Origin of the sequence: Pseudonocardia asaccharolytica DSM 44247 = NBRC 16224 (assembly GCF_000423625.1) — a bacterium.
GTDB lineage: Bacteria > Actinomycetota > Actinomycetes > Mycobacteriales > Pseudonocardiaceae > Pseudonocardia > Pseudonocardia asaccharolytica.
Genome location: NZ_AUII01000026.1, coordinates 55,209 through 68,681, shown reverse-complemented (window position 1 = coordinate 68,681; position 13,473 = coordinate 55,209). Strand labels below are relative to the sequence as shown.

The following is a 13,473-nucleotide window of genomic DNA, read 5'->3' as shown; positions in this document are numbered from 1 at the left end:
CGGGTTCCACACCACGTTTCTGGTCCAGCACTGGCTGGGCAACGAGGGCATGCCCCGCCGCTACGCCGACTACCTGCCCACCGACGGGTTCACCACCCTGAACACGATCTCCTCGATCGGCGCGTTCGTCCTGGGCGCCTCGACCCTGCCGTTCATCTGGAACGTGTTCCGCTCCTACCGCTACGGCCGCCCGGTGACCGTGGACGACCCGTGGGGCTTCGGCAACTCCCTGGAATGGGCCACCTCCTGCCCGCCCCCGCGGCACAACTTCACCGAGCTGCCCCGCATCCGCTCCGAACGCCCCGCGTTCGAGCTGCACTACCCGCACCTGGTCGAACGGATGCGGGCCGAGGCCCACTCCGGTCACACCGCGCCGTCGGAGCTGGCGGCGCACAATGTGAACCGGGAAGCGCAACCGAACGACGATCCGAAGTCACGATGAACCGAACGGCAGTCCGGGTGGTTCGGCCGAGGTGAGCGAACCACCAGCCGTGAGGGACCGGTCGACCGTGCTGATCACGGTCACCGGTCCGGATCGGCCCGGCGTGAGCTCGGTGCTGTTCACCGCGCTCACCCGGCACGGTGTCGACCTGCTGGATGTGGAGCAGGTCGTGATCCGCGGTCGGCTCACCCTCGGCGCGCTGGTGGTCGCGCATCACGATGCGGAGGGTCTGCAGGAGGCCGTCGAGCAGGCGATGCACAGCATCGGGATGCAGGTCCACACGTCCCTGCACTACGATGACGCCCCGTCCTCGCGGCGGACCTCGACCCATGTCGTGCTGGTCCTCGGCCGGCCGATCACGGCGCGCGCTTTCGGCGCCGTGGCCAAGGAACTCGCCGCCGTCGGGGCGAACATCGACTCGATCCGCCGGGTGGCCGACTACCCGGTCACCGGCCTTGAGCTGACCGTCTCCCCGGACCCGGCGGACCATGCAGCACATCCGCACGGGACGCTGCGCGCCCGGCTGGTGGAGGTCGCCCGCAGCGCCGGGGTGGACGTCGCGGTGGAACGCGCCGGACTGGCCCGGCGCAACAAGCGGCTCATCGTCTTCGACGTCGACTCCACGCTCGTACAGGGCGAGGTCATCGAGATGCTCGCGTCCCGGGCAGGGCCGGAAGCGGAGGCCGAGGTGCGCGCCGTCACCGAGGCCGCGATGCGCGGGGAGCTGGACTTCAGCGAGTCGCTGCGCCGCCGGGTCGCCGTGCTGGAAGGCCTGCCGGCCACGGTGCTCGACGCGGTGGGTGCCGAGTTGGAGCTCACGCCGGGGGCGCGCACCACCATCCGCACACTCAAGCGGCTGGGCTACCGCTGCGGGGTGGTTTCTGGCGGATTCGGCCGGGTGATCGGCCCGTTGATCGACGAGCTGGGTCTGGACTTCTGCGCGGCCAACGAGCTCGAGGTCGTCGACGGGCGGTTGACCGGACGGGTGGTCGGCGAGATCGTCGACCGGGCGGGCAAGGCGGTGGCGTTGCGCCGCTTCGCCCACTCGTTCGGAATGACGCTGGAACAGTGCGTCGCCGTCGGCGACGGGGCCAACGACATCGACATGCTCTCGGTCGCGGGGCTGGGTATCGCGTTCAACGCCAAGCCGGCGCTGCGCGCGGTCGCCGACACCGCGCTGTCGCAGCCGTATCTCGACGTGGTGCTGTTCGTCCTCGGCATCACCCGCGACGAGGTGGAACGCGCCGACGCCGCCGAGGGAGTGCTGCGGCGGGTGCCGATCCCGTGACGGTTCTGGCGTCGCTCGCGAGACGCTCGGCCGCCGACGGCGGGGTCGTGCGGGCGATGCCGGTGGTGCTGCGCATCGAGCGCGACGCCGCGGGCCGCACCCCGCTGCTGGAGGCCGCCGCCGCGGCCGCGCTCGCCGTCTGCCTCGATCCGCGCGCCCAGCCAGGCGGGGAATGGCACGAACCTGTTGCGACCTGGGTCGGAGATCGGATCCGCAAGATCGCTCGCCGGGCCCGCGGCACCCACTGGGCGGCCGTGCAGGACGTGCCCGGGGTGACCGTGGACGTGGCAGGCGCGCAGGTCCGCGCGCTGCTCCCAGGCCCGGTCGACGAGGTGCCCCGGGTGGTCTCGCGGCTGCAGATCGGGGGTACCGACCTGCCGACCGACCAGCCGGGACCGCCGTCGCCCGGTTCCCCGGTGATCTGGCTGAACCCGGCCGTCGCGATGACCGTCGGGAAGGCGGCTGCGCAGGTCGGGCATGCCTCGATGCTGTACGCGGCCACGCGCGGGCTGACCATGGTGCCGTCGTTCGCGGTGCGCACCGCGGACCGGGAGCACTGGGCGGCGCTGTGCGCCGTGGTCGAGCGGGGCGGGGCGGTGGTGGTGCGAGATGCGGGGTTCACCGAGGTCGAGCCGGAGACGATCACCTGCATCGCGGGACCCGGGGATCATGCCGCTCCGGGCACGAGTTCGGAGCCGCGATGATCTCATTCGACAGGATGGCCGAGGCGGCGAAGGACCTCGACGAGACCGATCCGCTCGCGCGATTCCGGGGCCGGTTCCTCGGCTCCGCGGACGTCGTGTCCTATCTCGACGGCAACTCGCTCGGCAGGCCGCCGCGGGAGACGGACGCGGTCATGTCCGAGTTCATCCGGCAGAGCTGGGGCGAGCGGCTGATCCGCGGTTGGTCGGACGGCTGGCTGGACTGGCCGCGCACCCTCGGTGACCGGCTCGGGGAGATCGGGCTCGGCGCGGCGGCGGGGCAGGTCGTGGTGGCGGACTCCACGACCGTCCTGCTGTACAAGCTGGCCAGGGCCGCGCTCGCCGCCCGTCCGGACCGCCGGGAGATCGTGCTGGACACCGACAACTTCCCCACGGACCGGTACGTGCTGGAGGGCATCGCCGCCGAGTGTGGGCTGGCGCTGCGCTGGGTGCGCACCGATCCGGCGGCGGGTATCACGGTCGAGCAGGTCGCCGGGGCCGTCGGCCCGGACACCGCGCTGGTCGTGTTCAGCCACGCCGCCTACCGTTCCGGGTATGTCGCCGACGCCGAGGCCATCACCCGTCTCGCGCACGAGGCCGGCGCCCTGATCCTGTGGGATCTCTGCCATTCCGTCGGCGTCCTGCCGGTGCAGCTGGACGACTGGGGCGTGGACCTCGCGGTCGGCTGCACCTACAAGTACCTCAACGGCGGTCCGGGCTCGCCCGCCTTCGCCTACGTGAACGCCCATCACCACGCCGCGTTGCACCAGCCGATCCAGGGCTGGCTCGGCCGCGCCGACCCGTTCGGGATGGGCCCCGGCTACGTGCCCGCGGACGGGATTCAGCGGTTCATCAGCGGTACCCCGCCGATCCTCGGCATGGTGCCGCTGCGCGGTGCCCTGGACATGCTGGCCGAGGCCGGTCTGCCGGCCGTGCGCGCCAAGTCCCTGCAGCTCACCGGCTTCGTGCTGGACTTCGCCGACGCCGAGCTGAGCCGGTACGGCGTCACGGTCGCCTCACCCCGCGACCCGGCCCGGCGCGGCGGGCACATCACGCTGCGCCGCGCCGACTTCCGGGACATCACCGACCGGCTCTGGGAGCGCGGCGTCATCCCCGACTTCCGGGCCCCGGACGGAATACGCGTCGGGCTCGCCCCGCTGTCCACCAGCTTCACCGAGGTCTTCGCCGGGCTATCCGTGCTGCGCGAGTTGGTCTGCGCAACACCCTGACGGCCTCCTGAGCGCGGCCGGCCCGGTGAGCCGGCTCAGCCGCCGCGCAGCCTGCGCAGCGCGCCGCGCACCTTCTGCGGGTCGTTGGTGGTCCAGAACGGCGGCAGCGACGCGCGGAGGAACCCGCCGTAGCGAGCCGTGACCAGGCGCGGGTCGAGGATCGCGACCACGCCGCGGTCATCCATCCCGCGCAGCAGCCGCCCGGCACCCTGGGCGAGCAGCAGCGCCGCGTGCGTGGCGGAGACGGTGAGGAAGCCGTTGCCGCCGCGGGCATCCGCGGCGCGCTGGCGGGCCGAGATGAGCGGGTCGTCCGGTCGGGGGAACGGGATCCGGTCGATGATCACGCACGACAGCGACGGACCGGGGACGTCGACGCCCTGCCACAGCGACAGCGTCCCGAACAGCGACGTCCCCGGGTCCTTGGCGAACTGCCTGACCAGCAGCATCGTCGAATCGTCACCCTGGCACAGCAGCGGCGTGCCGAGCCTGCCGCGCAGCGCCTCGGCGGCCTGCTTGGCCGCCCGCATCGACGAGAACAGCCCGAGCGTGCGCCCACCCGCCGCCTCCACCAGCCCGGCGATCTCGTCCAGATACGCGGGGGCGAGGCCGTCGCGACCAGGGGGCGGCAGGTGCCGGGCGAGATAGAGGATCCCGCTGCGGGCGTGGGAGAACGGCGATCCGACGTCCAGCCCACGCCATTTCGGGGCGTCGGGGTCGGGGACCGGGTCGTCCGCGACCTCTCCCACCCACCCAGCTGCCGCCGCCTTCGACGGCGGCAGCTGGGTGGGTGGGAGACCCCACTGCCGGGCCAGCGCGTCGAACGTCCCGCCGAGCGCCAGCGTCGCCGAGGTGAGGATGACGGTGCGTTGCCCGAACAGCCGCTCGCGCAGCAGCCCGCCCACCCACAGCGGCGCCGCGCGCAGCACCTTCGTCCGTGCTCCTTCCGAGCCCTGCTCGCCAACCCAGACCACGTCGTGGCGCTGGGCCGGGCCGGGTTCGTCGAAGGCCCCGAGGATCCGAACGGCCACTTCGGTGACCTCGTCGAGCAGCGCCTGCGCGACCTTGCGGCTGCCGGCGCCGTCGGGATCCTCGCGGCGGTCGCCGCCGAGCCCCTGGCGGCATGCGGCGGCGGTGTCGCGGATCACCGACAGCGCCCCCGCGGCGGCCGTCGGAAGGGTGTCCCAGCGGGCGGGCGGGAGGTCCTCCAGCACCATCGCGAGGCCCTCGCCCGCTTCGACGAGCCGGTCGACGACCGCCTGGTCGACCAGCTTGGTGCAGCGCCGGGCCGCCGCTGCGACGGTGCCCGCGGTCAGCTCCGCGGTCGCCACACCGGTGACCCTGGCGACCAGCTCATGCGCCTCGTCGACCACGACCACGTCGTGGTCGGGCAGCACCGGCCGGTCCTCGAGGGCGTCGATGGCCAGCAGCGCATGGTTGGTGACGACGATGTCGGCGCGGCCGGCCGCGGCGCGGGCCTTCTCGGCGAAACAGTCGTCACCGATCGGGCAGCGCGACACCCCCAGGCACTCGCGGGCGCTCACCGACACCTGCCGCCACGCCGCGTCGGGTACCCCTGGCACGAGCTCGTCCCGGTCGCCGGTCTCGGTGTCGGACGCCCATTCGTGCAGCCGCTTGACGTTGCGCCCCATCGCGGAGATCGCGAACGGGTCGAACAGCTCCTCGGCGGGGTCGATCATCGACTCGTCGCCGTGCAGCCGGTTCAGGCACAGGTAGTTGCGTCGGCCCTTGAGGATCGCGAACGTCGGCGGCCTGCCGAGCAGCGGCCGCAGCGCCTCGGCCAGCCGCGGCAGGTCTCGGTCGACGAGCTGGCGCTGCAGCGCGATCGTCGCGGTCGACACCACGACGGTGGCGTCGTTCGTCACTGCGTGCCGGATCGAGGGCACCAGGTAGGCCAGCGACTTGCCGGTGCCCGTCCCGGCCTGAACGGCGAGATGCTCGCCCCTGGTGATCGCCGCGCGAACGGCTGCGGCCATCGCGTCCTGACCTTCTCGGCGGGTGCCGCCGACCGCACCGACGGCGGCCTCGAGCAGCTCGGCCACGCCGGGGACCTCGCGGGTGGACGGCAGCGCGGCGGGCACCCACGGAGGCTACCCGGCGGGTCCGGCGGGCCGCGGCCGATCCGGCCGGAACGGGCCGAGCCGCCTGGAAGGTAGCCACTCTCACACGTGATGCACACCCGTCGCGGGGAAGAGCCGAGGGGATGCCCCGATCATGGAGGGGATCGAAGGAGCTCGCATGTCCAGTGCTGCACTTGCCCGGACCGACCCGTCCCGCTATCGGGTGTCCCAATACCCCATGCTGTTCGAGCAGCAGGCGCGCTACCACGACCTCGACCCGAGCCGGCGAATCGGGCGCGACGCGCTGATCCGCTGGTTCGAGGACGCCAGGGTCGTCGTGGAACAGCAGGCGGCCGGCGTCGACTTCGGGGCCCGTGCCGGAGGGGTGCGGCGGCTGCTCGCCTCGGTCCGGCTCGACGTGCGGGCGCCGCTGCGCTGGGCCCGGTCCTATCGGGTCGGCATCGGGGTGAGCCGGATCGGCAAGTCCTCGTTCGACTACGTCTACGGCGTGTTCGCCGCCGACGAATGCGTCGCGGTCGGTGAGTCGGTGAGCGTGCACGTCACCGACGGCGGGCCGAGCCCGCTGCCGCCCGCCGTGCGCGAGCGGCTGCGTGAGCTGACCGTGCCGGCCATCCCCGGGAGACGTGTCGAGCGGGACCCGGCCCGCCTGGTCCGCGAGGCCTACCCGTTCCGGCTCGACATCCGCACCCGCTTCACCGACCTGGACACCAACCGGCACGCCAATAACGTCGCGCTGGCCGGCTGGTACCTCGACGCGCTGGCCGAGCTGCACCTCGATGTGCTCGGCTATCCGCTCGGCGGTCCGCTGGACGGGCTCTCGCCCAGCTCGCTGTCGGTGCAGTATCTGGCCGAGGTGGTCTATCCGGCGGTCTACGAGCTGCGAGTCGGCGTCCTCGGCGTCGACGAGACCTCGGTGCGTTACGGATGCGGGCTGTTCCTCGGCCCGCGCTGCGTCGGGCTGGCCGACGCCGTCGGGGCGCACGCGGCCGCCACCGACGGCAACCAGATCGAGCTGGCCAGCGCGTTCGAGAAGTACCGAATGCGCAGATAGGCGAGGCCTGTGCGTGCGTAACAGTGTTCTAACACTGTTACGCACGCACGGTGATCCCGGACGTGCGGAGTTGGTCGAGGGCCCACGCGGCGGTGTCCGGGGCGACGGCGGCGCAGTAGTCCAGCAGCACGGTTGTGGCGAACTCCGCGGCGGCGGCGTCGAGCGCGGTGGCCCGGACGCAGTGGTCGGTGGCGATGCCCACGACGTCGACGGCGTCGACGCCCCGGTCGCGCAGCCAGCCGGCCAGCGACCGGCCGCCGGGCTCGACGCCCTCGAACCCGGAGTAGGCGGCGGAGTACTCGCCCTTGCCGAACACGGCCTCGACCGGTGCCACATCCAGCGCCGGATGGAACGAGGCGCCGGGGGTGCCTGCGCGGCAGTGCGGCGGCCAGCTGTCGACGTAGTCGGGGTGGTCGGAGAAGTGCGCCCCCGGATCGATGTGGTGGTCGCGGGTGGCGACGACGTGGTCGTACCCGGCGCCGCGCACGTACTCCGATATCGCCGCGGCCACCGCCGCGCCGCCGATGACGGCGAGCGAACCACCCTCGCAGAAGTCGTTCTGCACGTCGACGATGATCAAAGCGCGCATGCTCATGCTCCTTCGAAGACGGTGGGGATCGCTGGTTCGCCCTGGGAGAGCTTGAGTCCCTCCCACGGTACGGACACCAGCGCGGCGCGCAGCCGGTCCCGGCCCTGCTCCAGGGTGGGCAGGCCGGCGACCGGCTCGCCGCCGCGCACCAGCGGCACCGAGAGGACCCGGTCGTTCGGCCCGATCGGCGGCGGCGTCGCGTGCGGGTACACGACCTCCTCGATCGCGGTGCCGGTCGGCTTGTGGCGGCGCAGCGCCGACTTCCGTCCGCCGCGGGACCGTTTCGCCGCGCTGCGCTTGGCGACCGGCCTGCCATCCACCTCGACGAGTTTGTAGACCATGCCGGCGGTCGGCGCGCCGGAGCCGGTGACGACCGAGGTGCCGACGCCGTAGTGGTCGGCCGGCTCGGCGCGCAGCGACGCGATGGCGTACTCGTCGAGGTCGCCGGAGACCACGATCCGGGTGTTGATCGCGCCCAGCGCGTCGAGCTGCTCCCGGGCCTGCTGCGCCATCACGCCCAGATCCCCGGAGTCGATGCGGATGGAGTCGAGCTCGGTGCCCGCGACGGCGACGGCGTTCTCGATGCCGCGCCGGATGTCGTAGGTGTCGACCAGCAGCGTCGTCTTCGATCCCAGCGCGGCGACCTGGCTGCGGAAGGCGTCGCATTCGTCGTCGTGCAGCAGCACGAACGCATGCGCCGCGGTGCCCGCGGTCGGGATGCCGTAGTGGCGACCGGCCTCCAGGTTGGAGGTGGCCTCGAAGCCCGCGAGGTAGGCGGCGCGCGCGGCGGCGACGGCCGATATCTCGTGGGTGCGCCGCGACCCCATCTCGATCAGCGGCCGGTTGCCGGCCGCGGTGACCATCCGGGCGGCCGCCGAGGCGATGGCGCTGTCGTGGTTGAGCACCGAGAGCACCAGGGTCTCCAGCACCACCGCGTCGGCGAACGTGCCGGTCACCGTGAGGATCGGGGAGCCGGGGAAGTAGAGCTCGCCCTCGGGATAGCCGTCGATGTCGCCGCGGAAGCGATAGCGCGACAGCCAGTCCAGGGTCGTCGCGTCGACCACGCCGGCGAGCTGGTCGAGCTCGGCCGCCCCGAAGCGGAAGTCGGCCAGCGCCGCCAGCAGCCGGCCGGTTCCGGCGACGACGCCGTACCGGCGGCCTTCGGGCAGCCTGCGGGCGAAGACCTCGAAGACGCACCGCCGCTCCGCCGTGCCGTCCGCGAGCGCGGCCGCCACCATCGTCAGCTCGTAACGGTCGGTGAGCAGGGCGGTACTGGCCGACCCCGGGATACCGCTCATGGGAGATCAGCCTATGTGCCGTGCACCGCCGCGGCGGCAGATGCCACCATGGACCCATGACCGCGCCAATGCCCTCGTCCACCAGAAAGGTGGATCCGGTCATCGACGAGTCCGGTACTGCCCAAACGCCGTGGCAGGCCATCGTCTGGAACGACCCGGTCAACCTGATGTCGTACGTGACCTACGTGCTGCAGAAGCTGTTCGGCTACCCCGAGCCCAAGGCGACGGCGCTGATGCTCGACGTGCACCACAAGGGGAAAGCGGCGGTGTCGTCCGGCGACAAGGAGAAGATCGAGACCGACGTGGCGAAACTGCATGCCGCCGGTCTCTGGGCCACCATGCAGCGCACCTGACCATGAACGGTTGGAAGCGTTCGGGACGCGGCGCGAAGGCCCGGTTGGTGGCCACGATGGAGGTGCAGGAGGCCGCGGTACTGCGCGGGCTCATCGGCGAGGTACGTCAGATGCTGGCGGCGCGCACCGCGGAGAACCCGGCCGACGAGCTCGGTGAGCTCACCGGGATGCGGATCGGCCCCTCGGCGGGGCCGGAGGACCGGGTGCTCGCGCGGTTGCTGCCCGATTTCTCCCGGGATGACGCCAACCTCTCGGCCGCCCTGCGCTCGTTGCACGAGCCTGCGCTGATCGAGGCCAAGGAGGCCGCGTCCGCGGTCGTGCTCGAGACGCTCCCGGAGCACGGCGGCCGAGTCGAGCTCACCGTCGAGCAGGCCGATGCCTGGCTGGCGGCGCTCAACGACGTTCGACTGGCGCTGGGCACCGCGCTCGACGTCACCGAGGATCTGCCCGAGGAGTTGCCGCCCGACGACGCGCGCTCGGCCCATCTCGGGGTGTACCAGTGGTTGACGTTCGTCCAGGACGCACTGGTGCAGTCGCGGATGCAGCTCCGGTGAGCCCCGCTGGGTGTGAGTCCTACCGGCACCGTTCGCCGTTCGTCGGCTCGGGCCCGTACCCTGAGGGGGTGTTGGTGATCCGAGCAGATCTCGTCGACGAGATCGTCGCCCACGCCCGCCGGGACCATCCCGACGAGGCGTGCGGTGTCATTGCCGGGCCTGAGGGATCCGATCGTCCCGAGCGCTTCATCCCGATGCTCAACGCGGCTCGCTCGCCCACGTTCTACGAGTTCGACTCCGGCGACCTGCTGCGGCTCTACAAGGACATGGACGCGCGGGGTGAGGTGCCGGTGGTGATCTACCACTCGCACACCGCGACCGAGGCGTACCCGTCGCGGACCGACATCTCCTACGCCTCCGAGCCCGAGGCGCACTACGTGGTGGTGTCGACCCGCGAGGAGGACAGCAACGAGTTCCGGTCGTTCCGGATCGTCGACGGTGTGGTCACCGAGGAACAGGTTGAGGTCGTGGAGACTTATATGTTCGCGAACACCGGCGCGGACGACGTCCCCGACAGGAGTGCCTGACGGCCCGTCCACGCAACCGACGAACGACCCACCAGGAGCATCCGCATGGCCACCGTGTCCATTCCCACCATTCTGCGCACCCACACCGGGGGCGAGAAGACCGTCGCGGCCGCCGGCGGAACCGTCGCCGAACTGATCGACGATCTGGAGTCGCGGCACAGCGGCATCAAGGCCCGGCTGGTCACCGATGGCGCGCTGCACCGGTTCGTCAACATCTATGTCGACGACGAGGACGTCCGCTTCGCCGGCGGGCTCGACGCCCCGGTCAAGGACAACTCGACCGTCACGATCCTGCCCGCGGTCGCCGGCGGGATGCGCTGACGGGTGCGTGCGCGGTAGCCGGGCCGGGTAACCGGTCCGCGCTGCCGTCCACTCACCGGCTACGCCGAGGAGATGCCATGGCCCGGTACGACTCGTTGCTGCAGGCGGTTGGCGACACCCCGCTGGTGGGACTGCCGTCGCTGTCGCCCGCGCCGCGCGTGCGGTTGTGGGCCAAGCTGGAGGATCGCAACCCGACCGGATCGATCAAGGACCGTCCCGCGCTGGCCATGATCGAGAAGGCCGAGGCGGACGGGCTGCTCAAGCCCGGTTGCACGGTGCTGGAACCCACGTCGGGCAACACCGGGATCTCGCTCGCCATGGCCGCGAAGCTCAAGGGCTACAAACTGGTCTGCGTGATGCCGGAGAACACCTCCGAGGAGCGCAGGCAGCTGCTGCGCATGTACGGCGCGGAGATCATCTCCTCGCCGGCCGCGGGCGGGTCCAACCAGGCCGTCGCGATGGCCAAGGAGATCTCCGCACAGAACCCCGACTGGGTGATGCTCTACCAGTACGGCAACCCGGCCAACGCCGACGCGCACTACCGCACGACCGGACCGGAGATCCTGCGTGACCTGCCGACGGTGACGCATTTCGTCGCCGGCCTCGGCACCACCGGCACGCTCGTCGGCACCGGGCGGTACCTGCGCGAACGCAAGCCCGACGTGCAGATCATCGCCGCCGAGCCGCGCTACGGCGATCTGGTCTACGGGCTGCGCAACCTCGACGAGGGCTTCGTCCCCGAACTGTACGACCCCGAGGTGCTCACCGGGCGCTACTCGGTCGGCAGCTTCGACGCGCTGCGCCGCACCCGGGAGCTGGTGGAGAAGGAAGGCATCTTCGCCGGAATCTCGACCGGCGGGATCCTGCACGCGGCGCTGGCCGTCGCGGAGAAGGCCGCGGGCGCGGGCGAGGCCGCGGACGTCGTCCTGGTCGTCTGCGACGGCGGCTGGAAGTACCTGTCCACCGGCGCCTACTCCGGAGACCTCGAAGAGGCCGCCAAGGGTCTCGAGGGCCAGCTCTGGGCCTGAGGCCGTCCGGGAACGTTATGGCTCCACAACGTTCCCGGGCCTCGCCTTGGGTGCGCGTTATGGAGCCATAACGGCCTCGGGCGTGTGGCGGAGCGGCGCACCGGAGGCAGCTCGAAGCGGGGCCTTCCGCGTAGTCTCGATGGCATGGCAGCTCCCGTGCCGCCGGCGCAGATCCCCCGGCGCTCACTCGCCCGTGTGTTCCCGCCGGCGCCCATGGCGGCACTGACCACGATGCTGGTGTTCACCGGGCTGCTCTACCTGATCGAGTTCGTCGACCAGGTGACCAGCCTGCGGCTGGACTACGACGGCGGGATCCTCCCGCGGGAGGTCTCCGGGCTCGACGGGGTGGCGTTCGCCCCGCTGCTGCACGGGGGCTGGGGGCACCTGATCGCCAACACGCTGCCGTTCCTGATCTTCGGGTTTCTCGTGATGGCCGGGGGGATCGGGCAGTTCATCGCGGTCACGGCGCTGATCTGGCTGCTCAGCGGGCTGGGCGTGTGGCTGCTCGGCCCGTCGGGCTACACCACGATCGGCATGTCCGGGGTGATCTTCGGGTGGTTGGTCTTCCTGCTGGCCCGCGGCTTCTTCGCGCGCAGCGTCAAACAGATCCTGTTCGCCGTCGTGCTCTTCGCCCTCTGGGGCGGGCTGCTGTTCGGGGTGTTTCCGGGCCAGCCGGGCGTCTCCTGGCAGGCCCATCTGTTCGGGGCGCTGGCGGGGCTGCTCGCGGCCTGGATCGTCGCGCGGGCCGATCGGCGCGTCTCTGCTGGGCTCACCGCCTGATGGAGCCCGACCGCGACGCGCCCATCGGCATCTTCGACTCGGGCGTCGGTGGCCTCACCGTGGCCCGGGCGGTGATCGACCAGCTGCCCGCCGAGCAGGTCGTGTACGTCGGCGACACCGCGAACGGTCCCTACGGGCCGCTGCGCATCGCCGACATCCGCAGGCACGCGCTCGCGATCGGCGACGAGCTGGCCGACCGTGGGGTGAAGCTGCTCGTCATCGCGTGCAACACGGCGTCGGCGGCGTGTCTGGCCGACGCCCGCGAGCGCTATCCGGTGCCGGTCGTCGAAGTCGTGCTGCCCGCGGTGCGGCGCGCTGTCGCCGCCACCAGGAATGGGCGGATCGGCGTCATCGGCACGCGGGCGACGGTCGCCTCGGGCGCCTATACCGATGCGTTCGCCGCGGCCCCCGACGTCGCGGTGACCGCCGTGGCGTGCCCCCGCTTCGTCGATTTCGTCGAGCGCGGCATGACCAGCGGCCGGCAGATCCTCGGGCTGGCCCAGAGCTACCTCGAACCGCTGCAACGGGCCCAGGTCGACACCGTCGTCCTCGGCTGCACGCACTATCCGCTGCTCACCGGGGTGCTGCAGATCGTGCTGGGACCGGAGGTGACGCTGGTCTCCAGCGCCGACGAGACCGCCAAGGACGTCGTCCGCACGCTGATGGCGAGCGACCTGGCCCGGGACCCGCTCGAGGATCCGCCGCCCGGCCCGCACGAGTTTCTCGCCACGGGCGACCCGGAGCCGTTCCGCCGTCTCGGCCGGCGCTTCCTCGGCCCGGACATCGGGCCGGTGGTGGGCGCGCTCGACCTTCAGCGCTCGGCGGCGAGCACCCCGTCGAGCAGTCCGGGGTAGAGCGCGTCGAGGTCGTCGCGACGCAGCGTGCTGATCCGCGAGGTGCCCACCGGCTGGGTGCGGATCACCCCGGCCTCGCGCAGGATCCGCATGTGGTGGGTCACCGTCGACTTGCTGACCGGGAGGTTCACCGCGCCACAGGAGATGCCCTGCGGAGCGCGGGCGAGGGCGCGGACGATCGTCAGGCGCACCGGATCGGCCAGCGCGTGCAGCACGGCTTCGATCCGCATCTCGGCCCGCTGCGGATGCGGCAGGGCGAGGTCGGACGGCACCGAGGTCATGAGATCCATATTACGGCGGGCATCGAAGTTCGACTAATCTCGTAGTACGGTCTTGGTCGAACCACTTGTCCGACTCGT

The 13,473-nt window shown here is 71.8% G+C and carries 15 protein-coding genes and 1 pseudogene; 12 read left to right on the top strand and 4 right to left on the bottom strand.

Features of this window, described 5'->3' with window-relative positions:
* From G567_RS34920 to kynU, 4 genes and pseudogenes are all read left to right on the top strand, one after another.
* A pseudogene (locus G567_RS34920) lies at positions 1-442 on the top strand (cytochrome ubiquinol oxidase subunit I); the annotation flags it as partial.
* Between the two features lie 49 nt (positions 443-491).
* Positions 492-1,730, top strand: a complete 1,239-nt coding sequence (gene serB, locus G567_RS0120615; RefSeq protein ID WP_028931478.1) for a phosphoserine phosphatase SerB — start codon at positions 492-494, stop codon at positions 1,728-1,730.
* 56 nt (positions 1,731-1,786) lie between these two features.
* Positions 1,787-2,434, top strand: coding sequence for an aminoacyl-tRNA hydrolase (locus G567_RS30190; RefSeq protein ID WP_261763849.1), 648 nt, complete (start codon positions 1,787-1,789; stop codon positions 2,432-2,434).
* Complete coding sequence (gene kynU, locus G567_RS0120605; protein WP_028931477.1) at positions 2,431-3,660, top strand: kynureninase; 1,230 nt, start codon at positions 2,431-2,433, stop codon at positions 3,658-3,660. The genes G567_RS30190 and kynU overlap by 4 nt, the downstream gene beginning before the upstream one ends.
* A gap of 35 nt (positions 3,661-3,695) precedes the next feature.
* On the opposite strand, the gene G567_RS0120600 is transcribed toward kynU, so the two are convergent.
* Entirely contained in the window at positions 3,696-5,759 is a 2,064-nt protein-coding gene (locus G567_RS0120600) for an ATP-dependent DNA helicase (RefSeq protein WP_028931476.1), read from the bottom strand.
* 157 nt (positions 5,760-5,916) lie between these two features.
* Between G567_RS0120600 and G567_RS32330 the strand changes: the two genes are divergently transcribed.
* A complete protein-coding gene (locus tag G567_RS32330) occupies positions 5,917-6,810 on the top strand; it encodes a thioesterase family protein (protein ID WP_161631731.1) in 894 nt (297 codons plus the stop codon).
* 37 nt (positions 6,811-6,847) lie between these two features.
* On the opposite strand, the gene G567_RS0120590 is transcribed toward G567_RS32330, so the two are convergent.
* Both G567_RS0120590 and G567_RS0120585 read right to left on the bottom strand, forming a co-directional pair.
* Positions 6,848-7,399 carry an isochorismatase family protein gene (locus G567_RS0120590; protein ID WP_028931475.1) on the bottom strand — a complete coding sequence of 184 codons (552 nt, stop codon included), beginning with the start codon at positions 7,397-7,399 and terminating at the stop codon, positions 6,848-6,850.
* Positions 7,400-7,401: 2 nt separating this feature from the next.
* Complete coding sequence (locus G567_RS0120585) at positions 7,402-8,697, bottom strand: nicotinate phosphoribosyltransferase (protein WP_028931474.1); 1,296 nt, start codon at positions 8,695-8,697, stop codon at positions 7,402-7,404.
* Positions 8,698-8,753: 56 nt separating this feature from the next.
* Here G567_RS0120585 and clpS point away from each other — a divergent pair, with 56 nt between their 5' ends.
* From clpS to murI, 7 genes are all read left to right on the top strand, one after another.
* The gene (clpS, locus tag G567_RS0120580) at positions 8,754-9,050 is read left to right on the top strand and encodes an ATP-dependent Clp protease adapter ClpS (RefSeq protein ID WP_028931473.1); all 297 of its coding nucleotides are present in this window, start codon (positions 8,754-8,756) and stop codon (positions 9,048-9,050) included.
* A 2-nt stretch (positions 9,051-9,052) separates the two neighbouring features.
* A complete protein-coding gene (locus G567_RS0120575) occupies positions 9,053-9,604 on the top strand; it encodes a DUF2017 domain-containing protein (RefSeq protein WP_028931472.1) in 552 nt (183 codons plus the stop codon).
* A 68-nt stretch (positions 9,605-9,672) separates the two neighbouring features.
* Positions 9,673-10,131 carry a M67 family metallopeptidase gene (locus G567_RS0120570; protein ID WP_037057778.1) on the top strand — a complete coding sequence of 153 codons (459 nt, stop codon included), beginning with the start codon at positions 9,673-9,675 and terminating at the stop codon, positions 10,129-10,131.
* Between the two features lie 45 nt (positions 10,132-10,176).
* On the top strand, positions 10,177-10,452 hold the full coding sequence (locus G567_RS0120565; protein WP_028931470.1) for a MoaD/ThiS family protein: 276 nt from the start codon (positions 10,177-10,179) through the stop codon (positions 10,450-10,452).
* Positions 10,453-10,529: 77 nt separating this feature from the next.
* Positions 10,530-11,480, top strand: a complete 951-nt coding sequence (locus tag G567_RS0120560) for a PLP-dependent cysteine synthase family protein (protein ID WP_028931469.1) — start codon at positions 10,530-10,532, stop codon at positions 11,478-11,480.
* Between the two features lie 144 nt (positions 11,481-11,624).
* The gene (locus tag G567_RS0120555; protein ID WP_028931468.1) at positions 11,625-12,260 is read left to right on the top strand and encodes a rhomboid family intramembrane serine protease; all 636 of its coding nucleotides are present in this window, start codon (positions 11,625-11,627) and stop codon (positions 12,258-12,260) included.
* Positions 12,260-13,114 carry a glutamate racemase gene (gene murI, locus G567_RS30180; RefSeq protein WP_051233345.1) on the top strand — a complete coding sequence of 285 codons (855 nt, stop codon included), beginning with the start codon at positions 12,260-12,262 and terminating at the stop codon, positions 13,112-13,114. The genes G567_RS0120555 and murI overlap by 1 nt, the downstream gene beginning before the upstream one ends.
* Here the strand turns inward: murI and G567_RS0120545 are convergent.
* A complete protein-coding gene (locus G567_RS0120545; protein WP_028931467.1) occupies positions 13,072-13,395 on the bottom strand; it encodes an ArsR/SmtB family transcription factor in 324 nt (107 codons plus the stop codon). The genes murI and G567_RS0120545 overlap by 43 nt on opposite strands.
* Between the last annotated feature and the right edge of the window lie 78 nt (positions 13,396-13,473).